At 63.4% G+C, this 21266-nt stretch carries 19 protein-coding genes; 7 read left to right on the forward strand and 12 right to left on the reverse strand.

Annotation, left to right across the window (positions count from 1 at the left end; all coding sequences use genetic code 11):
* The first annotated feature begins 16 nt into the window (after nt 1–16).
* Nucleotides 17–847: an ATP12 family chaperone protein gene (locus FJ417_RS22805; protein ID WP_140784992.1), complete on the forward strand. Its 831-nt coding sequence runs from the start codon at nt 17–19 to the stop codon at nt 845–847.
* Between the two features lie 156 nt (nt 848–1003).
* Nucleotides 1004–2893 (forward strand): MFS transporter, encoded by a 1890-nt coding sequence (locus FJ417_RS22810; RefSeq protein WP_140784993.1) that lies wholly within the window; start codon nt 1004–1006, stop codon nt 2891–2893.
* Between the two features lie 82 nt (nt 2894–2975).
* Here FJ417_RS22810 and FJ417_RS22815 read toward each other — a convergent pair whose 3' ends face one another.
* Nucleotides 2976–3167 carry a DUF2735 domain-containing protein gene (locus FJ417_RS22815; RefSeq protein WP_140784994.1) on the reverse strand — a complete coding sequence of 64 codons (192 nt, stop codon included), beginning with the start codon at nt 3165–3167 and terminating at the stop codon, nt 2976–2978.
* A gap of 83 nt (nt 3168–3250) precedes the next feature.
* Complete coding sequence (locus tag FJ417_RS22820; protein WP_140657177.1) at nt 3251–3433, reverse strand: hypothetical protein; 183 nt, start codon at nt 3431–3433, stop codon at nt 3251–3253.
* A 48-nt stretch (nt 3434–3481) separates the two neighbouring features.
* On the opposite strand from FJ417_RS22820, the gene FJ417_RS22825 reads away from it, so the two are divergent.
* Nucleotides 3482–4519, forward strand: a complete 1038-nt coding sequence (locus FJ417_RS22825) for a glutamine synthetase beta-grasp domain-containing protein (protein ID WP_140646267.1) — start codon at nt 3482–3484, stop codon at nt 4517–4519.
* Between the two features lie 121 nt (nt 4520–4640).
* Here FJ417_RS22825 and FJ417_RS22830 read toward each other — a convergent pair whose 3' ends face one another.
* Nucleotides 4641–5807: a P1 family peptidase gene (locus FJ417_RS22830; RefSeq protein ID WP_140784995.1), complete on the reverse strand. Its 1167-nt coding sequence runs from the start codon at nt 5805–5807 to the stop codon at nt 4641–4643.
* Between the two features lie 30 nt (nt 5808–5837).
* A complete protein-coding gene (locus tag FJ417_RS22835; RefSeq protein ID WP_140784996.1) occupies nt 5838–6440 on the reverse strand; it encodes a TetR/AcrR family transcriptional regulator in 603 nt (200 codons plus the stop codon).
* 145 nt (nt 6441–6585) lie between these two features.
* Here FJ417_RS22835 and FJ417_RS22840 point away from each other — a divergent pair, with 145 nt between their 5' ends.
* Nucleotides 6586–8010: an APC family permease gene (locus tag FJ417_RS22840; RefSeq protein WP_140784997.1), complete on the forward strand. Its 1425-nt coding sequence runs from the start codon at nt 6586–6588 to the stop codon at nt 8008–8010.
* A gap of 163 nt (nt 8011–8173) precedes the next feature.
* Here the strand turns inward: FJ417_RS22840 and glnA are convergent, their stop codons facing one another.
* Nucleotides 8174–9583, reverse strand: a complete 1410-nt coding sequence (glnA, locus tag FJ417_RS22845; protein ID WP_140784998.1) for a type I glutamate--ammonia ligase — start codon at nt 9581–9583, stop codon at nt 8174–8176.
* A gap of 46 nt (nt 9584–9629) precedes the next feature.
* The gene (locus FJ417_RS22850; protein ID WP_018428041.1) at nt 9630–9968 is read right to left on the reverse strand and encodes a P-II family nitrogen regulator; all 339 of its coding nucleotides are present in this window, start codon (nt 9966–9968) and stop codon (nt 9630–9632) included.
* Between the two features lie 347 nt (nt 9969–10315).
* Here FJ417_RS22850 and FJ417_RS22855 point away from each other — a divergent pair, with 347 nt between their 5' ends.
* Nucleotides 10316–11833 (forward strand): NAD(P)H-hydrate dehydratase, encoded by a 1518-nt coding sequence (locus FJ417_RS22855; protein ID WP_140785034.1) that lies wholly within the window; start codon nt 10316–10318, stop codon nt 11831–11833.
* Nucleotides 11830–13836 carry a hypothetical protein gene (locus FJ417_RS22860; RefSeq protein ID WP_140784999.1) on the forward strand — a complete coding sequence of 669 codons (2007 nt, stop codon included), beginning with the start codon at nt 11830–11832 and terminating at the stop codon, nt 13834–13836. The genes FJ417_RS22855 and FJ417_RS22860 overlap by 4 nt, the downstream gene beginning before the upstream one ends.
* Before the next feature lies 1 nt (nt 13837).
* Here FJ417_RS22860 and waaF read toward each other — a convergent pair whose 3' ends face one another.
* From waaF to FJ417_RS22880, 4 genes are all read right to left on the reverse strand, one after another.
* Nucleotides 13838–14857, reverse strand: a complete 1020-nt coding sequence (gene waaF / locus FJ417_RS22865) for a lipopolysaccharide heptosyltransferase II (RefSeq protein WP_140785000.1) — start codon at nt 14855–14857, stop codon at nt 13838–13840.
* A 60-nt stretch (nt 14858–14917) separates the two neighbouring features.
* Nucleotides 14918–15859, reverse strand: coding sequence for a glycosyltransferase (locus FJ417_RS22870; protein ID WP_140785001.1), 942 nt, complete (start codon nt 15857–15859; stop codon nt 14918–14920).
* 58 nt (nt 15860–15917) lie between these two features.
* On the reverse strand, nt 15918–17450 hold the full coding sequence (locus tag FJ417_RS22875) for an acyl-CoA carboxylase subunit beta (RefSeq protein WP_140708852.1): 1533 nt from the start codon (nt 17448–17450) through the stop codon (nt 15918–15920).
* 64 nt (nt 17451–17514) lie between these two features.
* A complete protein-coding gene (locus FJ417_RS22880) occupies nt 17515–17862 on the reverse strand; it encodes a hypothetical protein (protein ID WP_140646259.1) in 348 nt (115 codons plus the stop codon).
* Between FJ417_RS22880 and FJ417_RS22885 the strand changes: the two genes are divergently transcribed.
* The gene (locus tag FJ417_RS22885; RefSeq protein ID WP_140646289.1) at nt 17861–19285 is read left to right on the forward strand and encodes a DEAD/DEAH box helicase; all 1425 of its coding nucleotides are present in this window, start codon (nt 17861–17863) and stop codon (nt 19283–19285) included. The two genes, FJ417_RS22880 and FJ417_RS22885, sit on opposite strands and share 2 nt — an antisense overlap.
* Before the next feature lie 72 nt (nt 19286–19357).
* Here FJ417_RS22885 and FJ417_RS22890 read toward each other — a convergent pair whose 3' ends face one another.
* Both FJ417_RS22890 and FJ417_RS22895 read right to left on the reverse strand, forming a co-directional pair.
* On the reverse strand, nt 19358–20347 hold the full coding sequence (locus FJ417_RS22890; RefSeq protein WP_140785002.1) for an alpha/beta fold hydrolase: 990 nt from the start codon (nt 20345–20347) through the stop codon (nt 19358–19360).
* Nucleotides 20348–20416: 69 nt separating this feature from the next.
* Nucleotides 20417–21265 carry an SDR family NAD(P)-dependent oxidoreductase gene (locus tag FJ417_RS22895; protein WP_140785003.1) on the reverse strand — a complete coding sequence of 283 codons (849 nt, stop codon included), beginning with the start codon at nt 21263–21265 and terminating at the stop codon, nt 20417–20419.
* Nucleotide 21266: the final 1 nt, after the last annotated feature.

A 21266-nucleotide genomic window follows, 5' to 3' on the forward strand; every position in this document is an offset into this window, starting at 1 on the left:
CTTTAAGGAGTTCGGCATGCGCGACATCCTCGAAGACCTCGAAGCCGGAAAGCTGCTTTCCGACCCCGATCCCGTGCGCCGCGCCCAGATCCAGATGAAGACGCCGCTGCCGAAGCGTTTCTACAAGGCTGTTTCGGTGGCTCCCGTCGAGAATGGCTTTGCCGTTCATCTGGACGGCCGGCCCGTGCGCACGCCGGGCAAGGCTGTGATGGTGCTGCCGACCGAAAACGCTGCCGCGCTCGTTGCCGATGAATTCAGCGCGCAAGGCGAGGTCATCGATCCCGTGACGATGCCTGTCATGCGGCTCGTCAACACCGCCATCGACGGCGTCGCCTCGGATCCGCAGGCGGTGCTGGAGGACGTGCTGCGCTTCGCCTCGTCCGATCTTTTGTGCTACCGCGCCGATGGCCCGCAGGGACTGGTCGATCGCCAGAACAAGCTCTGGGATCCGGTGCTGGACTGGGCACGCGGCAGCCTCGGCGCGCGCTTCAACCTTGCCGAAGGCGTCATCCATGTCGAGCAGCCGCGCGAGGCGATCGCCGTGCTCGGCGCGCATCTTGGCCAGCGTGTCGAGCCGATGCGGCTGGCCGCCATTCATGTCATGACCGCGCTGACCGGTTCGGCGCTGCTGGCTTTGGCCGTCGATTTCGGTCACCTCGACGGCGAGGAAGCTTGGGCTGCCGGCCATGTCGACGAGGACTGGCAGATCGAGCATTGGGGCCAGGATGCGGAGGCCGTTGCGCGCCGCTCGGCACGCAAGCGCGACATGATGGCGGCGGTCAGCCTGCTCGAAGCGCTGCAGGCCCAGAGCAATTCAAGCGCGGCGCCGCTTTCGCAGCGCACCTAATACCAAAGTCATAATCCCATCGTCGCGGTGCCTTTCGCCCGTCCTTTCTGTCATTTTTTCCTTCGTTGGCTGCGTCTTTGAGTCCGCGTTCGGAGGAGCGCGGACGGTGGCTCGCAGCCATCGAGGACAGACGGGATCTCACGGGAGGATACATCAATGGCAATGGCTTCGACCGCCGGCGGAACCAGCCGCGGCATGACGCGGGAGGAGAAGAAAGTCATCTTCGCCTCCTCGCTCGGCACCGTTTTCGAATGGTACGATTTCTATCTCTACGGCTCGTTGGCCGCCTTCATCGGCTCGACCTTCTTCAGCCCGGCGATTCCCGAGGCAACGCGCAACATCTTTGCGCTGCTTGCCTTTGCCGCCGGCTTCCTTGTCCGACCGTTCGGCGCGCTGCTTTTCGGCCGCATCGGCGATCTCGTCGGCCGCAAATACACCTTCCTCGTCACCATGACGATCATGGGTCTGTCGACCTTCCTGGTCGGCCTGCTGCCCGGCTACGCAACCTTGGGCATCTTGGCTCCCGTGATCCTGATCGGGCTGCGCATGTTGCAAGGCCTGGCGCTCGGCGGCGAATATGGCGGTGCTGCGACCTATGTCGCGGAGCACGCGCCTGACGACCGTCGCGGTTTCTATACGTCGTGGATCCAGACGACGGCGACGCTCGGCCTTTTCCTGTCGTTGATCGTCATCCTGATTGTTCAGGGCTCGCTCAGCAAGGAAACCTACGCTTCCTGGGGCTGGCGCATTCCCTTCATCGTTTCTTTCGTGCTGCTTGCCGTTTCGATCTGGATCCGGCTGTCGCTATCGGAGTCGCCGACTTTCCAGCGCATGAAGGAAGAGGGCAAGGGCTCCAAGGCGCCGCTCTCGGAAGCCTTCGGTCAATGGAAGAACGCCAAGATCGCGCTGCTGGCACTGCTCGGCCTCACCGCCGGCCAGGCCGTGATCTGGTACAATGGCCAGTTCTACGCGCTGTTCTTCCTCACGAACGTGCTCAAGGTCGACGCGCAGTCGGTCAACATCATGATCGCGATTGCGCTCGCCATCGGCTCGATCTTCTTCGTCGTGTTCGGCTGGCTGTCGGACAAGATCGGCCGCAAGCCGATCATCATGGCAGGCCTTGCGCTCGGCATCGTCTGCACCTTCCCGCTGTTCAAAGCGCTGACCTGGGCCGCCAATCCGGCTCTGGCCACCGCGCAGCAGAACACCCGGGCGACGGTGACGGCAGCGCCCGGCGACTGCAAGTTCCAGTTCAACCCGGTCGGCACGGCAAAATTCACGACATCCTGCGATATCGCGACTTCGTTCCTGACCAAGAACTCGGTGCCTTATGATGTGGTGACCACGGCAACCCCAGGCACCGCAGCCTCGGTCAAGATCGGCAACGAGACGGTGGAATCCTATGACGCCGTCGCCGCCGGCGATCAGGCCAAGGCCAAGGACGCGGCCTTCGCCAAGGCGGTGAACATGTCGCTTCAGGACGGCGGCTATCCGTTGAAGCGCGCCGCGGCCAAGGTGGCGGACCAGAAGCTCGACGCCTTCATCGCGGCCAATCCCGAGCTGAAGCTTGACGCGGCGGCCATCCGCGGCGGCGAAAAGGCGGCGGTTCCGACCGACAAGGCGATTGCCGACAAGATCCTGACCAAGGACGAGGCAGCCGGTGCGCCGGAAGTCACCGTCTACACCGTCCCGGGCGGTGGCGCCTTCGCCATGACTGCCGATCCGGCAGCGATCAACTGGCCGCTCACGATCGGTATCCTGTTCATCCTGGTGCTGTTCGTCACCATGGTCTACGGGCCGATCGCCGCGATCCTGGTCGAGATGTTCCCGACCCGCATCCGCTACACCGGCATGTCGTTGCCCTATCACATCGGCAATGGCTGGTTCGGCGGCCTGCTGCCGGCGACGGTGTTCGCGCTCAGCGCCTATAAGGGCGATATCTACTACGGCCTCTGGTACCCGGTGATCATCGCGGCGATGTCGCTCATCATCGGCATGATCTTCGTCAGGGATACGCTCGGCACCGACCTCCACGCCAAGGACTGACCTCGATCGTCCGCTCAAAGGAAGAAAGCCCGGCGCGAGTGGTCGCGCCGGGCTTTTCCGTTCATGAAGCTCAAAGAGGCGATCAGCTCTTGCGCTGATTTTCTTCCTCGACGGCTGCTTCGTGGTACCAGCCGTCAAAGTCGGCATGCTCGCCGCGAAGCGTCGCAAGCTCTGCCGCGAATTTGGCCTTGGCGCCTAAATTTGCGGCAGGCTTGCGTCCTGCCAGCGGGAACATCAGGATTTTTGCCGACGGACGCGGCTGCACGACTTGCATTGGCGACCTCCTTGCTTGTCCGGGGACTTGCCGATTCAACTTATCAGGCAAGATAGGTTCTGCGATTCGTTTAGGCAATATGCCTACAAAAAGATCATTATTTGCCAATTATTTATGCAGAAATATCGATTGAGCGATCCGAGCGCACAAGTGAGGCGGCTGAGCAAAATCAACGCCTTGCCATGACCCATTTTGCCGCACCCGCCGAAGGCGGAGTGGCATACGAATTGCTTTTTAATGATCGGCAGGCCGGCAAGCCCGGCCATGCGTTGACGCCGCCCACTTGCGGCGCCCAAGCAACGAGAGGCACTGGAATGACCAAATACAAGCTCGAGTATATCTGGCTCGACGGATACGTCCCGACCCCCAGCCTGCGCGGCAAGACCCAGATCAAGGAATTTGCCGAGTTCCCGACGCTGGAGCAGCTGCCGCTGTGGGGCTTCGATGGCTCGTCCACCAACCAGGCCGAGGGTCACAGCTCCGACTGCGTGCTGAAGCCCGTCGCCGTCTATCCGGATCCGGCCCGCACCAATGGCGTGCTGGTCATGTGTGAAGTCATGATGCCCGATGGCGTAACGCCGCATGCCTCCAACAAGCGCGCCACCATCCTCGACGACGAGGGCGCCTGGTTCGGCTTCGAGCAGGAGTATTTCTTCTACAAGGACGGCCGTCCGCTCGGCTTCCCGGAGAGCGGCTATCCGGCGCCGCAGGGTCCTTATTACACCGGCGTCGGCTACAAGAATGTCGGCGACGTCGCGCGCAAGATCGTCGAGGAGCATCTCGACCTGTGCCTCGCCGCCGGCATCAACCATGAAGGCATCAACGCCGAAGTGGCGAAAGGCCAGTGGGAATTCCAGATCTTCGGCAAGGGCTCCAAGAAGGCCGCCGACCAGATGTGGATGGCCCGCTACTTGCTGCTGCGCCTGACCGAGACGTATGGCATCGACATCGAGTTCCACTGCAAGCCGCTCGGCGACACCGATTGGAACGGCTCGGGCATGCACTGCAACTTCTCCACCTCCTACATGCGCGAAGTCGGCGGCAAGGCCTATTTCGAGGCGCTGATGGCCCAGTTCGACAAGAACCTGATGGATCACATCGCCGTCTACGGCCCGGATAACGACAAGCGCCTGACCGGCAAGCATGAAACCGCGCCGTGGAACAAGTTCAGCTACGGCGTCGCCGATCGCGGCGCTTCGATCCGCGTGCCGCACTCCTTCGTCAAGAACGACTATAAGGGCTATCTGGAAGACCGCCGCCCGAACTCGCAGGGCGACCCCTACCAGATCGCCTCGCAGGTCCTGAAGACGATCTCCGAGGTTTCGACCGCGGCCGTTTCGGCTGCCGCCTGATTTGTTTCGAGGTCACAGGCTTAAGCCTGTGACAAGACGAGAACGACAAAAAAGCCCCGGCGGGTCAACGCCGGGGCTTTTTGCATGGCAACTACCAGCGAGAAATCTCCGCCGACTATCGTCAACTGGTGATGACGCCACGCGATTTAAGCGCCGCCACCACTCGGCCATGCGGCAGGGAGGGGGTGCGGTTGCCGTCACGACCGACCATATCCTCGTTGGCGACCAGCGCGTTGAGCACGGCCTCCTCGGTCGCCTGCACGACGGCCGTGTAGAAGTCGTCCATGCGGCCCCAGGGAACGAAGTCCATATGGCTGTAGCTCTCCAGGGTCGGCGCGCCTTTCGGGAAGCGGCCGTTGAGCGCATCAGGGTTGGCAGTCGAGAAGGCGAGGAAAATATCGCCGGAAAAATGCGAGCCGGAGGTGCCAGTGCGCGCCAGCCCGAGCGGCACGCGCCGCGCCAGCGCCTTGCACTGTCCAGGCAGCAGCGGCGCGTCGGTGGCGACGATGCCGATGCAGGAGCCGGCGCCCGTCGGCCGACCGCTGAAATACACCTCCATTGGATTGTCGGCGGTAAGCTCGTGCCCGAGCGGAACGCCAGCGATGCTGATCTCATGTCGCGAACCGAAATTGGCCTGCAGGAAGACGCCGACCGTGTAGGCGCGGTGGCCATAATCGACGATCCGCGACGCTGAGCCGGAGCCGCCCTTGAAGGCGTAGCAGTTCATGCCCGTGCCGCCGCCGACGGATCCTTCCTCGATGGCGCCGGCGGCCGCATTCTCGATCGCCTCGATCGCGTGGTCGACGGTGACATGCGAGCCGTTGATGTCGTTGAGATAGCCGTCCCAGGTTTCGGCCACCACTGGCAGCAGCCATTGGTTCGCCACCTCGGGCTTGTTGCGCGCTACCCAGTCGATGACGCCGCGATGGCAGGGGCCGACGGCGTGCGTGTTGGTGATCAGGATCGGCATGGAGAGGCTGCCGGCCTCTTCCAGCCATGAAGCGCCGGTCATCTCGCCATTGCCATTGAAGGAATGATAGCCGGCAGCCAAAGCCGCGCCGATGCCGTCGCGGCCGAGCGGCAGGATCGCGGTGACGCCGGTGCGGACTGGCCCGTGACCCATGTTGAGCTTACCGTCGCCCTTGATCAGCGTTGAATAGCCGACGAGCACGCCATCGACATCGGTGATGGCATTGGCAGGTCCCGGCGTGCCCGGCAGGGGAATGCCGAGGCCGCGGGCGCGCGTCTTGCCGGCCGGCGTGGCGGTCAAGTCTATTCGTTGATCCATGCTGAGGATGCTCCGTTGATGAAAGCCGGCTCAGCGTAGGCTGCAGCCGGTCGCGAGTTCGGCGTAACCGGTGAGGATCGCCATTGCCGACGCGTGGTCGACAGCCGGCACGACGTTGACGAGGTGAAGGCCGAGACCGCCTTCCAAGACGACGAGGCTGCGGGCGATGACTTCGCTCGCAGCATTGAGCACGAAGACGCCGGTGGCCGCACCCGCTTCGAGGATGCCGACATAGATCGCCACTTGGCGCTCGAACAGCGTGATGTGTCGGGCGGCATAGCTTGCGTCCGAGCGCGAATAGGCGCCGAGCTCCAGCAGAAGTCGGCAAAGCTGGTCGCCCGGGTCGGTCGGCAGGCCGCTGTCGAGCATTGTTTTCAGGCGCGCCCTCGGATCGGCGATTGTCGCGACCGCTGCCGCGCGCTGCGTGCAGAAGCGCTCGACCGCCTTTGCCTGCACGTCGTCCAGCAGCTCCTTGAGGCCGGGATAGTAATAGAGCAGGGCGCTCGAGCTCATGCCGGCCTCGTTGGCCACGTCGCGCAAGGTGACGGCGGCGAGGCCGCGTTTGGCGATCATCGATTCCGCAGCCGCTACCAGGGTCAGGCGGCGATCGGTCTGTGTCTTGGGTCTGCCCATTTCGTTTTCCTGAATATGATTCAATAAAAACTGGCCTGTAGATTTTTGCAAGCCGACATATCGCATATTTGTTGACGTATGTGTCGACGCGGCTAGCTTCCGCTACGGATAGTAATTTTTATCAAATTAAAAATGGGGGAGGACAATGTCCACAAACGAAGCCACTACAGAGGCCGCCGACAAGGCCGCGCCCGGCGCCAAGGGTCTCGACCGGGCGCTGAACGCGCTGGGCACGCTGATGATCGTGCTTTCGGCGGTGACGCCGGCATCATCCGTCTTCATCATTGTGCCGGGCGTCATTGCGCTGGCCGGCACCGGCTCGTTCCTGAGCTTCGTGATCGCGGCCGTCATCGGCCTGTTCATGGCCTTCGTCTATGCCGAGCTCTCCTCGGCCTACCCGATGGCCGGCGGCGAATACACCATGATCGGCCGCACGCTCGGGCGCTTCTGGGGTTTCGTCACGCTGGTGCTCGTGTTCGTGTCGATCGTGCTCATCGTCGCGGTCATCGCGCTCGGCGTCGGCACCTATCTCGGCGTCCTCATTCCCAATCTCAGCCCGCAGTGGGTGGGTGTGGTGACCATCATCCTGGCCGGCGCCGTCGCCGCCATGCGCATCAAGCTCAACGCCTTCGTCACCGGCATCTTCCTCGGCATCGAGATGCTGGCGCTGCTGGTCCTGATCTGGCTCGGCTTCACCCATATCGAGCGGCCGCTCTCCAGCCTTTTCACCGCGCCGCAACTGCTCGACGCCACGACCGACACGCTGGTTCCGGCCTCGGCCGCCATCATCCTCGCATCCACCGCCGTGTCGCTCTTTGCCTATAACGGCTATGGCGCCGCCGCCTATTTCGGCGAAGAGACGCACGACGCCAAGCGCAACATCGGCAAGGTGGTGCTCTGGGCGCTGGTGATCACGGTCGCCGCCGAACTCATTCCGCTGACCGCGGTGCTGCTCGGCGCGCCAGATCTCGTCGGCCTGCTCTCCGCACCCCAGAAGATCGAGTATTTCCTTGAGGCGCGCGGCGGCCATTGGCTGACGGTGGCGATCAGCCTGGCAATCGCGGTCGCCATCTTCAACGCCGTCATCGCCATCATCCTGCAGGCGGCGCGGCTGTTGTTCAGCTCAGGCCGCGACAAGACCTGGTTCGGGCCGATCAACAACGCGGTCGCGTCCGTCCATGGCACTTACGCTTCGCCGTGGATCGCCACCATCGTGGTGGTGGTGCTGGCCGCACTGGCCTGCTTCATCGACCTCAACCTCTTGCTGGTGGTCAGCGGCACGTCGCTGGTGGTGATCTATGCACTGCTCTGCGTCGCGGTCTTCGCCGGCCGCCGCAACGGCACCACCTCGGGCGGCCACTATCGCATGCCGCTGTTTCCGGTGCCGGCGATCCTCGCCTTCGTGGCGCTTGTCTATGTCGCCTACCAGAACTGGCTCGACGCCGCCTTCGGACGCCCGAGCCTGATTGCGACGCTGGCGATCATGGCCGTGGCGGCGATCTACTTCCTGCTGTTTCTGGCACGCCGCGCCGGCTGGACGCTGCAGGGCCCCGACGAGCTTGCGGGATAGGCGTCAGCCCTCCGACACCTGTCCATGCGAGAACCCCGGCAAAACGCCGGGGTTCCTTTTTTTTGCCGATTGGAAAGCGTGGACGCGAAAACCCGTCTTCAGAAATGAAAAGCCCTTGGAAGTGAGAGCTTTCCAAGGGCGAAACTTTCATTCGATCAGACGCTTAGACCGAATAGTACATGTCGTACTCGACCGGGTGCGGGGTCATTTCGAAGCGCATGACCTCGGCCATCTTGAGCTCGATGTAAGAATCGATCTGGTCGTCGTCGAAGACACCGCCGGCCTTCAGGAAGCCGCGATCCTTGTCGAGGTTCTGCAGCGCTTCGCGCAGCGAGCCGCAGACGGTCGGGATCTTTTTCAACTCCTTCGGCGGCAGATCATAGAGGTCCTTGTCCATCGGCTGCCCCGGATGGATCTTGTTCTTGATGCCGTCGAGACCGGCCATCAGCATGGCGGCGAAGCCGAGATAAGGGTTCGCGCCCGGATCGGGGAAGCGGACCTCGACGCGCTTCGACTTCGGCGAGTTGCCGAACGGAATGCGGCACGAGGCCGAGCGGTTGCGCGCCGAATAGGCGAGCAGCACCGGCGCCTCATAGCCGGGCACCAGACGCTTGTAGGAGTTGGTGAGCGGGTTGGTGAAGGCGTTGATCGCCTTGGCGTGCTTGATGATACCGCCGATGTAGAACAGGCAGCTCTCCGACAGGCCGGCATATTCGTTGCCGGCGAAGGTCGGCTTGCCGCCCTTCCAGATCGACTGGTGGACATGCATGCCCGAGCCGTTGTCGCCGAACACCGGCTTCGGCATGAAGGTGGCTGTCTTCCCGTAGGCGTTGGCGACCTGGTGCACGACATACTTGTAGATCAGCATCTTGTCGGCGTTGCGCACCAGCGTGTCGAACTTGATGCCGAGCTCGTGCTGCGCGGCGGCGACCTCATGGTGGTGCTTTTCGACGCGCACGCCCATTTCGGCGAGCACGGTCAGCATCTCGGAACGCATGTCCTGGCAGGAATCGATCGGCGGCACCGGGAAATAGCCGCCCTTGATGCGCGGACGGTGGCCGAGATTGCCGGTCTCGTAGTCGGTGTCGTCGTTGGACGGCAGTTCGGTCGAGTCGAGACGGAAGCCGGTGTTGTAGGGATCGGCCTTGTACTTGACGTCGTCGAACACGAAGAACTCGGCCTCTGGACCGACATAGATGGTGTCGCCGATGCCTTCGGACTTCATATAGGCTTCGGCCTTCTTGGCGGTGCCGCGCGGATCGCGGTTATAGGCTTCGCCCGAGACCGGATCGAGGATGTCGCACAGGATGACCATGGTCGACTGGGCGAAGAACGGATCCATGTGGACCGTATCCGTGTCCGGCATCAGCACCATGTCGGACTCGTTGATCGCCTTCCAGCCGGCGATCGAGGAGCCGTCGAACATGACGCCGTCGGCAAACATGTCTTCCTCGACCTCGACGACATCCATCGTCACATGTTGCAGCTTGCCCCGCGGATCGGTGAAGCGCAGGTCGACGAATTTCACGTCGTTGTCCTTGATCTGCTTCATGATGTCTTTGGCTGTCGTCATGTCATTTCTTCCCTGTGTGATGACGTCCGGAATGATTGAAGGTCGGTCAGATGGCGTCGATGCCGGTTTCGCCGGTGCGGATGCGCACGACTTCCTCTATGTTGGAGACGAAGATTTTTCCATCGCCGATGCGGCCGGTCTGCGCCGCCTTGCGGATGGCCTCGATGGCGCCTTCGACGGCCTCGTCGCCGAGCACCACTTCGATCTTCACCTTCGGCAGGAAGTCGACGACATATTCGGCGCCTCTATAAAGCTCCGTGTGTCCCTTCTGGCGGCCGAAACCCTTGGCCTCAGTGACGGTGATGCCTTGCAGTCCGGCCTCCTGAAGCGCTTCCTTCACTTCGTCCAGCTTGAATGGCTTGATGATCGCTTCGATCTTTTTCATGTAAAAAGTGGCCTCCACTGCCAAGAAGACGGGTTGTGTGCCCCGCTTGCGCCTCCATCAAGCACGAACCGTGCCAATCCTGAGGAGCTCAGGCGGCGAGGGGCGTTTTCGAGCCCATTCCGCGTCCGGATGCACATTCGCGTCATCGGCTGCATCGGATGCGGCATGGACGCCCAAACCGTATACATCGCCCCTCCTCACGTCCGCACAAAAAATAGGCAGACAGCGCAATTTGCAGGCAGAACCCCTCCTGGATGCGACCGGATGCGCAACAGATGCGCGGTCGCGCTAGTTTGCTTCGAACCGAAAACTGGACAATGCTTGATCGTATGGAGATCGGCAATCCCATGTACAATGAACTTCTATCGCCAGCCGAAATGGCCGAGGCCGACAGACTGGCAATCGCGGCCGGTCCGCTCGACGGCTATCGCTTGATGCAACGTGCCGGCGAGGCGGTCGCTGCCGTCGTGCTGGCGCGTTATCCGGCCGCAACGAGGGTGCATGTATTGTGCGGCCCCGGCAACAATGGCGGCGACGGCTATGTCGTGGCGCGGCTGCTGGCCGAGGCGGGCGTGGATGTAGCCCTGTGGACATCCGGCGAACCGCGGGCAGGCAGCGATGCCGCGCTTGCGGCGGCTGACTGCACTCTGGAACGGCACCTGCTTTCGGCCTTCTCCGCGGAGGCTGGCTCGCTGGTTGTCGATGCGATCTATGGCGCAGGCTTGTCGAAGCCGCTATCCGGCGACGCCAAAGGCGCGGTCGACATCGTGACGGCGATGAACCTGCCGGTTGTCGCGATCGACCTGCCTTCGGGCGTCTCCGGCGAAAGCGGCGAAGTCCTCGGCGAGACATTCCGCGCGGTCCTCACGGTGACCTTCGCCCGAAAAAAGCCCGGCCATCTTCTGCTACCTGGCCGGGAACGATGCGGCGAGGTCGTGTTGGCCGACATCGGCATCCGTGACGAGATCATCGACGAGGTCGCGCCGCGCACCTTCGAGAATCGGCCAGGACTCTGGCTCGCGAACTTTCCCGCTCCCGCCGTCGACTCGCATAAGTACAAGCGCGGCCATGCAAGCGTCTTTTCAGGCGGACCATCCGCGACCGGCGCGGCGCGCCTTTCGGCGCTTGCGGCAGCCCGAAGCGGGGCAGGGGCTGTCACCGTGCTCTCGCCGGCGAACGCCATGCAGGTCAACGCGGCGCATCTGACCTCGATCATGCTGCGCAAGGTCGATGCGATCGAAGATGTGCATGACCTTATCGGCGATCGCAGACCATCCGCCTTCGTCCTCGGCCCCGGCTTCGGCATCGGCGACAAGGCGCGCGATTTCACCCTTGCCGTGCTCGCCAAAAACCGCCAGGACGGCGGCGTCGAGGGACTTGTGCTCGACGCCGACGGCATCACGTCTTTTCGCAACGCGGCCGCGACGCTGTTCGAGGCGGCCGGCAGGGCTGGCGCGCCGGCCCTGATCATGACGCCGCATGAGGGCGAGTTCGGCAGGCTGTTTGCCGACATTGCGGGTGACAAGGCTCTGTCTAAGCTGGCCAAGGCGCGCGAAGCCGCGCGACGCGCCAACGCCGTGATCGTCTACAAGGGCGCCGACAGCGTGATCGCTTCGCCGGATGGCAGCGCCGCGATCAACAGCAATGGCGCGCCCTGGCTCGCCACCGCCGGCTCGGGCGACGTGCTGGCGGGCATCATTGCCGGGCTTCTCGCGCAAGGCATGCCGGCCTTCGAAGCGGCTTGCGCCGGGGTCTGGATCCATGCCGAAGCCGGCAACCGTTTTGGGCCGGGTTTGATAGCCGAGGACCTGCCTCTGGCCATGGTGCCGGTTCTTCGCGAACTGGCGGAGAGCGCTGTCCGATGAAACGGCTGGTGCTCTCTATCGTAGCCCTTCTCCTGGCTCTATCCGCTACGCAGTCGGCGCGCGCCGCCGACCGCCCGATCACCATCGTCGACGACCCGCGCATCCTCGCCACGCTCGACGCCAGGGGATACGGTTTCGCCGGCCTGTTCGGCGTCGACGGCAGCGACGACCTGAAATCCCTCTACGATGAGGCACCCGCCTACCACGCCATCGTCGACACGGTGGCCGGCGATGTCGCCGCGTTGCGCGGCGACATGAAGACTGGCGGCCGCACTCTCTATGAAGTGACCGACGGCAATGTCGGCCGCATCATCGACATGCGCTGGCTGAAGACGAACGCGGCGCGCTTCCGCCTTGTCGGCGTCGTCAACCGGCTCGACCGGGGCGACTTCGCAGCACTTGGCAACGAGACGAGCTGCGGCGAGGTGCGGTTCATCTATCGCCTGGCCTACAGCTTCAAGAAGAACGGCAAGCAACTGGCCTCGCGCCTGCCGTTCAACTTCAGCGCGATATACCGCGTCGCTCAAGACGCCGATGGTGGCTGCGTGGGCGCTGCCGGCCGCTGGACGCCGCAGCTCGACGAAACGGTCGATGCCGGCTGGCTGACCGGCGGGCCGCTCGAGAAGACGAGCCTTTCCTTCAAGCAGCTCGAGCTCAACGCGCAGGTTGTGCGCTTTCCTTCCGGCCAGGAAACCGAGTTCGGCGGGCAGGCCGCTTACCTGATGCGCATCTTCGGCATCGATGGTTCGGCGGTCGGCGAGAAGCCGCTGGAAAATACGCCGGACATGGCCCGGCTTGCCGAGGATGCTGAGCTCAAGGCACGGCTTGCCGACTATGTTCGCGCCAATGCCGCGGCCGTCGATCTCGGCGTCTACGAAATCCCGGATGAATTTCTCGCCCGGAAAGTCGTCTCCTGGTCGACCTTCGGCAGCGCCAGGCAAGCCAATCATCCGTTCACGCCGTTGTTCGACCCGAAGGACTTTGCCGGGCTCGACTATTCCAAGCTGAAACTGGTACGCACGCCGGAAGCTCTGGTCGAGCGGCTCGACAACGGCGCCTGCCAGGGCTGCCATCAGGCGGGCTCGACCGCCGGCTTCCATTTCATCGGTCTGGACGACGCCACGACCTCGCCGTTGAACCGCCTCGAGGTCGGCATCTCGCCGCATCTCCATGCCGAGATCCCGCGCCGCGAGGCGTGGCTCAAGGCGACCGCCGAGGGCAAGGAGCCCAACCGCTTCCGCCCGCTCTCCTTCGCGCCGCCAGCCGCCTGGAAGGATACGGGCGAGGTCGCTTATGCGCCGGCCGAAACGGCGATGCCATGCCTGATGCCGGAAGACGCAAGTCGCTTCGGCGGCACCTGGCAATGCGGCGCTGGCACGGTTTGTATGCCGATCGCCACCGCTTCGGGCGTAAGAACCAAATTGGCGCAATGCCTGCTACCCAGGAAGAGCGACAAAATATTTTCCGGCTACCCATGCCTGACCGGAACTATCGCCAGCAACAGCGCACAGCCTTTCAACGACCGCTACAAGATCACCGGCCAGTTCGCCGCCTTCGCGCCGGCGATCTCGCGCACCGCCTATACCTGCCGGCCGCCAAAGATCGGCGTTCCAGGCGGCTTCGCCTATCGCGCCTGCGATGACAAGGATCGCGCCTTCGCCGCCTTCAAACCCGGCAAGCCGATGCCCAGCGAGATCTGCGGACTGGTCGGCGGCAAGAAGTTCGACATCTGCGTGGCCACCAACAATTTCGACCAATGTCTCGGTGGCGCCGTCAACCGCGGCAACCGCCCGGCGTGCTCGGCCGATCATTTCTGCCGCGAGGACTATATGTGCCAGTCGCTGCCGGCGGACACGCCGGGCGCCGCCAAGGTCAGGGGCATCGGCTTCTGCTCGCCGACCTATTTCATTTTCCAGATGCGCATCGACAACCATGCGACGCCATGGGCGACCACGGCTCGCGCGAGCCTAGGCGCGGGTTTCGGAGCGGCGGCCGAGGAATAAGTCAGGCGAATTGCGGCGCGTTTTTTCGGACCGCCGCCGCGAGCGCCTCACGAACCCTGTCTTCAGTCACTGCGCGCGTGTTCTCCACCCAACCCGGCGTCGAAATCGGCGGCTCGAGGAAGACCACCTGCCCGTTGACCGGACCGTGCACATAGGCTCGGTTCGAACCGTAGATGAGCACGCACGGACCGCCCAGCGCGCCGGCGGCATGGGAAATGCCGCCGTCGACGCCGAGAAAGACGGTCGAGGCCGCGATCTGGCACATCGCTTCCGCAATATCGGGTGTGGAGGTGAAATCGATCGCCTCAGGCAGTCGCGCCTTTATTTCCGCCGCGGCCTGCCGCTCGCGCGGCCCGCCGATCAGCCAAACCGACCAACCGCGGGCAGCATGGTCGCGCGCGACCGAGACGAAGCGCTCGATCGGCCATGAGCGCTTGTTGGCAAAATCCGAAGTGTAGAGCGCGAGCGCCGGCCTGTCCGTGTCGACGCCGTTGCGCCGACGCCATCCGGAAAGCTCCTCGGCGGAGACCACCAATTGCGGAGCCGGCAACGGCCCGTCTTCGGCTGGCGTTTTGCCGAGACGTGCGATTGCGCAGACCTGTTCCGCCAGCCGTGTCTTGCGCGGACCGAAGGCCACCATCGCTTTCAGCCAGCCGGCCGGCAGGCGGTTGACGATGCCGAACTGGAACTCGCGCGGATAGCCGACGCGCTCCGGTATTCCGGCAAGCCACGGCACCAGCGAAGCCTTGGTGCTGCTGGTGAGCATATAGGCCGCCTGATAATCCTCTTCGCGCAGTTTTCGCGCCAGGCGCGCCCGCTCTTTCAGTCCTGGCTTCCAGTCCTTCTCCGCTATCCAGACCTTGCGAACACGCGGCATCAGCCGCGCCAGCGGAGCGGCGATCCTCGAGGTGATGATATCGATCGGCTGCCCCGGGAATCTCTCGGCGATGATCTGGATAGCCGCGTGGCAGCGGATGAAGTCACCGATCGCCGGCAGACAGAAAACCAGGATGGGGCGCAATGCGCGATACCTTCTCGATCCGGAACGGCCATCGCCGACGGGAAATGCCTGCGTGATTTGTCACGGAAGCGCTTCGCCATCAAGAATGCGGTGGTAGAGCTCGACATAGGCTTTTGCGGCCTTCTCGATCGGAAACCTGTCTGCCGCGGATTCGCGGCATCTTTGCGCCGGCAAACCGCCAATTTCGCCGAAACCGCGCGCAAACTCCTCATCCGTGCCGAAGAAACGGCCGGTGTCGGCATCGACAGTTTCGGGCAACGCGCCGCGTGCCGTCGTGAGGACCGGCGTGCCGCACAGCATCGATTCGACCGGCGCATTGCCGAATGGCTCTTCCCACGAAATCGGGTTCAGAAAGGCCTTGGTCTCGCCCAGCAGGCGCACCTTCGGTTCGCCATCGACCATGCCGTGATAGCGGAAGCGGGACGACAGGCTTTTGAAGAAGACACCCTCGCGGCGGGTCTTGCTGCGGCCAAGCAGCTTCCAGCGCGAGCCGCCGGCGATATCGAGCTTGAAATCGTATTTCTTCGCGAGGTCCACCGCGCGGTTGAGACCCTTTCCGGCCCGCGCGATGGCCGCCATAAAAAACAGATGGTCGTTCTTCGACGGCGCCAGGCGATAGGCATCGACCGGAAAGCCGTTGTAGACGAAGGTCTTGCGGCCATGCAGCTCGGCATGGCGGGCGCTGATGAAGCTCCAGTTCGGCTGCAGCCTCGGATAGTCCGGCAGGTGGCCGCGCTCGGTATTGAGCGTCGGAAAGGGGACCTCGACCTTCCAGGCATGGAGATGGACGATGTCAGTGTCCTTGGGAACGGCCGCGCGGCACTCGTCATTGGTGACCGCGTGGCGGACCTCGCACATCGGATGCGACGACCCCGGGCCGGCGATCAGCGTCACCTGATGCCCCATCTTGACCATTTCCGTGGTCAGCCATTCGACCTGCCGCTGGATGCCGCCATAGCCCTTGCACGGAATAAGGCCCTGGGCCGCAAGTGTTATTCGCATTTCGTCTCCGCGCTCATGCTAGCGGTTGTTTTCCTCTCGGCTGATGGAGGAGGCATTCTCACAGCGGAATGTTGTCGTGCTTCTTCCAGGGATTCTGCATGTCCTTGTTGCGCAACATGCGCAACGCCCGCGCGACGCGGCGCCGGGTCGAATGCGGCATGATCACCTCGTCGACATAGCCGCGTTCGGCAGCGACGAAAGGCGACAGGAAGCGATCCTCGTAAGTCTTTGTATGCGCGGCGATTTTCTCCGGATCGCCGATGTCCTTGCGATAGATGATCTCGACCGCGCCCCTGGCGCCCATCACGGCGATCTGTGCCGTCGGCCAGGCATAGTTCATGTCGCCGCGCAGATGCTTCGACGCCATCACGTCATAGGCGCCGCCATAGGCCTTGCGGGTGATCACGGTGATCTTCGGCACGGTCGCCTCGGCATAGGCGAAGAGCAGCTTCGCGCCATGCTTGATCAGCCCGCCATATTCCTGCGCGGTGCCCGGCAGGAAGCCCGGCACGTCGACGAAGGTGACGATCGGAATAGAAAAACAATCGCAGAAGCGCACGAAACGCGCCGCCTTGCGGCTGGCGTCGGAATCGAGCACGCCTGCCAGCACCATCGGCTGGTTGGCGACGAAGCCCACCGTGCGGCCGTCGACCCGACCGAAGCCGGTGACGATGTTTTTGGCAAAGCTCTGCTGGATCTCGAAGAAATCGCCTTCGTCGGCAACCTTCAGGATCAGTTCCTTGATATCATAGGGTTTGTTGGCATTGTCCGGGATCAGCCGGTCGAGCGACAGGTCGTGGTCCGTCACCGACTGGTAGCACTCGACCTCGGGAATTTCGGCGGTGTTGGAGGCCGGCAGCAGATCGACCAGCCGGCGCATCTGCAAGAGCGCCTCGACGTCGTTGTCATAGGCGCCGTCGGCGATCGAGGACTTGGTGGTGTGGACGGATGCGCCGCCGAGACTTTCGGCGGTCACCGTCTCGTTGGTCACTGTCTTTACCACGTCCGGCCCGGTGACGAACATGTAGGAGGTGTCGCGCACCATGAAGATGAAATCGGTCATGGCAGGCGAGTAGACGTCGCCGCCGGCGCAGGGACCCATGATCAGCGAGATCTGCGGAATGACCCCGGAGGCAAGCACATTGCGCTGGAAGATCTCCGCATAGCCGCCGAGTGCCGCCACGCCTTCCTGGATACGCGCGCCGCCGGCGTCATAGAGGCCGATGATCGGCGCGCGATTGCGCAGCGCCATCTCCTGGACCTTGATGACCTTCTCCGCATGCGCCTCCGACAGCGAGCCGCCGAACACGGTAAAATCCTTGGCGAAGATATAGATCGGGCGACCGTTGACGGTGCCCCAGCCGGTGACGACGCCGTCGCCGGCGATCTTGGTCTTCTCCATGCCGAAATCGGTCGACCGGTGCTCGACATACATGTCGAACTCTTCGAACGAGCCCTCGTCGAGGAAGACCTCGATGCGCTCGCGAGCGGTGAGCTTGCCCTTCTTATGCTGCGCCTCGATGCGGTCCTTGCCGCCGCCCATGCGGGCAATCTCGCGGCGGCGCTCGAGTTCCTTCAGCACGTCTTTCATCGCTGGTCCCCAAAACGGATAAGTGATTTGTGGTAATCGCCGGGATAGGGGAGCGCAAGCGCCCTCATTTTTGTTGCACTGCAACATGAAGCCCCTTGCATTTCGGGCCGGACTCGGCCATATGCAGCGGCATAGGCGCTTGGGCCGGGAACGAATCCGGCCTTCTCGATGAATGAGACTGGTTGCGTCTGTTTTCCCTCTTTCCGGCAAATCGGCCCTGGTCGATCGGCAAGCTGGCGAAAAAGCCCCGAGGCATGATGCTTGCGGGCACGACAGCGCAGCCGCGCGGACGATCGTCCGCCGCCTTGTCGTTCCATGATAATTTATCCGACGGCAGGTTGCGCCCTGCCGCCATTGATGTTTGCGGCCACAAGGCCGCGTGAAAGAAGAATATTTTGACCAACGAAAACATGGCGGAACTGAATGGTTTCGCCGCACTTGGAATTTCGGGCGCGTTGCTGAAGGCCACTCATGCCGCCGGCTTCGCCGATCCCAAGCCGATCCAGATGCAGGCGATCCCGCCGCAGTTGGAAGGCCGCGATATTTTTGGCATCGCCCAGACCGGCTCCGGCAAGACCGCGGCCTTTGCGTTGCCGATCCTGTCCAAGATCATCGGGCTCGGCACCAAGCGCCGGCCGAAGACGACGCGTGCGCTCATCCTGGCGCCGACGCGCGAACTTGCCGTGCAGATCGAGGACACCATCAAGATCCTCGCCAAGGGCGCGCATGTCTCGACCGCGCTGGTGCTCGGCGGCGTCTCGCGCTTCAGCCAGGTGAAGAAGGTTGCGCCCGGCGTCGACATTCTGATCGCCACGCCGGGCCGCCTGACCGACCTGGTGCGCGAGGGCGATCTCATCCTTGCCGACACCAAATGGCTCGTCCTCGACGAGGGCGACCGCATGCTCGACATGGGCTTCATCAACGACGTCAAGCGCATCGCCAAGGCGACCGCGCCGGACCGCCAGACGGCACTGTTCTCGGCCACCATGCCCGATGAGATCGCAGAGCTTGCCAAGGGCTTGCTGAAGAACCCCGTCCGCATCGAAGTTTCGCCGCAAAGCACCGCGGCAGTCGAGATCGTGCAGAGTGTGGTGCTCGCCCGCACCAAGCAGAAGCGCCAGGTGCTGTCCAAGATGCTCGCCGACGAGGCAATGCGCTCGGTGATCGTGTTCTCGCGCACCAAGCATGGCGCCGACCGCGTCACCAAGGACCTGGCCCGTGACGGTTTCGAGGCTGCCGTCATCCACGGCAACAAATCGCAGAATGCGCGCCAGAAGGCGCTCAACGATTTCCGCGATGGCTCGGTTCGCATCCTGGTCGCCACCGATATTGCGGCGCGCGGCATTGACGTTCCCGGCATCAGCCATGTCGTGAATTTCGACCTGCCGGATGAGGCGGAAAGCTACGTCCACCGCATCGGCCGCACCGGCCGCAACGGCAGGGACGGCATTGCCATCACGCTTTGCGATCCTTCGGAGAACGCCAAGCTGCGGCAGGTCGAGCGTATCATCCGCATGAAGCTGCCGGTCGTCGCCGATCACCTCGGCAGCCCCGATCCGCAGCGCGACCCCAGGGAAAAGACCGAGCGTCATTTCGAACCGGCCAATGATCGCGAGCATCACGGCGCCCGCCGCGATGGCCGCCGTCCTGGCAACGGTGGCGACAACAAGCGTTTCGGCGGCAAGCCTCATGGCGAACGCGCTCCGAAGCCGCAGGGCGAACGCCCGACTGCGGCCAAGCCGAATGGCTCGAGCAAGCCTGACGGCTTCAAGCGCTTCAAGGGCAACAACAAGCGCCGCTTCGGCGGCAAGCGTCCGGCGAACCGGGCCGCTTAAGCCCAGCAGAACCACGCGAACAGGAACGGCCGGAGCGATGCTTCGGCCGTTTTTCATTTCACTGGCCTGACTTCACTCGCCTGACTGCTGCTGCATCAGCGCCTTCACCCACACCACGATGCGCTGGGTGAGAAAGGCCGTGGTCTGCGGCGACAGCACATCGCCGGCGATGACGTGATTGTCCGGATCGCCGGTATCGTCGACCGGCACCAGCTCGTGCGGAGCTCCCCAGCGTCCGGCAATCTCGCGCGTCCGGTCGGGTCGCACCACCTTGTCGGAATCGGAGAAGATGAACAGGGCCGGGACCGTCGCCTTCTCGACCGGCGCGCCATAAGCGAGTTCCGTGAGCGCGGCCATCGGCAGCACCGCCTTCATCGGATATCTGGTGGTCCAGAATTTTTCGTGGAGCGCGTTGCGCGGGGGGAAACTGCGCTCCTTGCCGCCAACGAGCTCGGCGAGTTGCCCGCCCCAGGGCATGGTCAGCAACTCGGCGCCGGAGGCCTTGACGCCGAAATTGGGCGATATGAACGCGATCGCGGCGACATCGTCCGAAGCGCCCGGCTGCGTTGCGGCCCACGCCGCCAGCGAGCCGCCGGTCGAGGTCCCGATGACGATCACCTTGTCGCCGATGGCGCGGCCGATGGCCAACGCCTCCTCATAGTCGTTGATCCAGGCATTGACGCTGCCTTGCGCCATTGCCGCGCCATCCTGACCGTGGCCGGTCAGGCGCGTGTAGAAGAGGTTGGCGTCCAGTTCATCCGCAATGTCGTCCGGCAAGGGGCGGACCTCGCCCTTCGAGGCGGAAAAGCCATGGATATAGACGATGGCCAAGGGCGTCTTGGCATGGACCATCGGGTTCGCCCAGATGATCTCCTTGTCGAGCCCGTCGCGGATATTGGGCACGGCAGCCTCTTCACGCGCCAGATAGGCCTGCGGATCGTCGCCGATCAGCGACGGATTGAAACGGATTGTCGTATCGACCGACACGCGCGGGCCAAGGAAGAAACCGGCGACCAGGACGACTGCAAGGCCAAGCACCGCAAGCACGATCCGCCGCCCCATTACAGTCTCCAAGCAATGATTCTCAACCTATGGCCGTCCCCGCCGGCAGGCAATCGCCGTTTCGCCGGCTTATGTCGCCTTGTCGCGGGGCGGATCTTTTTTGCCGGGCAGCCTGCGGTCGAAATGCAATGGCCGCCCCCACCAGTGGGTGGTGAGACCAATGACGAACCGGCAGATCGGCCGCGGCAGCAGGCTGAGCAGTTTCAGGGGCAAGCTTACGTGGTACGGGAAGGTGACTTCGAAGCCGCCCTTCCTGATGCCGCGCGCCATGCGGCGTGACGCGCGATGTACAGGCATCAGGCCCGGCATCGGCAGCTTGTTCTTTTCGGTCAGCGGCGTGTCGACGAATCCCGGATTGATGACCTGAACGCGGATGTTCATCTTGTCGAAGTCGTATTTCAGCGACTCCGCCAGGATGTTGATCGCGGCCTTGGTGCCGCCATAGGCCGCCGTGGTCGGCCAGCCGCAATAGGCGGTGACCGATCCGACCAGGACGACATGGCCGCGTCCGCGCACGCGCATATGCTCGACGACCGGCACCACGCCGTTGACGATGCCGAAATAGTTCACGGCGAAGGAGCGATGGAAATCGCGCACCACCAGGTTCTCGCCGGGTGTGGCGATATAGTTGCCGGCGTTGAAGACGGCAAGCACGATCGGCCCCATCTGTTCTTCGATCGCGGCGGCCGCGCGCGCCATGCCCTGCTCGTCGGTCACGTCACAGGGAAAGGACTTCACATGTCCGGACATCTGCGCCGTTTCGACGATCAGCGTGTCGGCTGGATCTTCCGGCAGCGACGTCACCGCGACGGCATAGCCTTGATTGGCGAGATCCTTGGCCAACGCCCGGCCAAGGCCGCTGCTGCCGCCCGTGATCCAGGCGACACCGTCTTTCGGATTGGCCCGGTAGAGTGCCATG

Source organism: Mesorhizobium sp. B3-1-7 (genome assembly GCF_006439385.1).
Classification (GTDB): Bacteria; Pseudomonadota; Alphaproteobacteria; order Rhizobiales; family Rhizobiaceae; genus Mesorhizobium.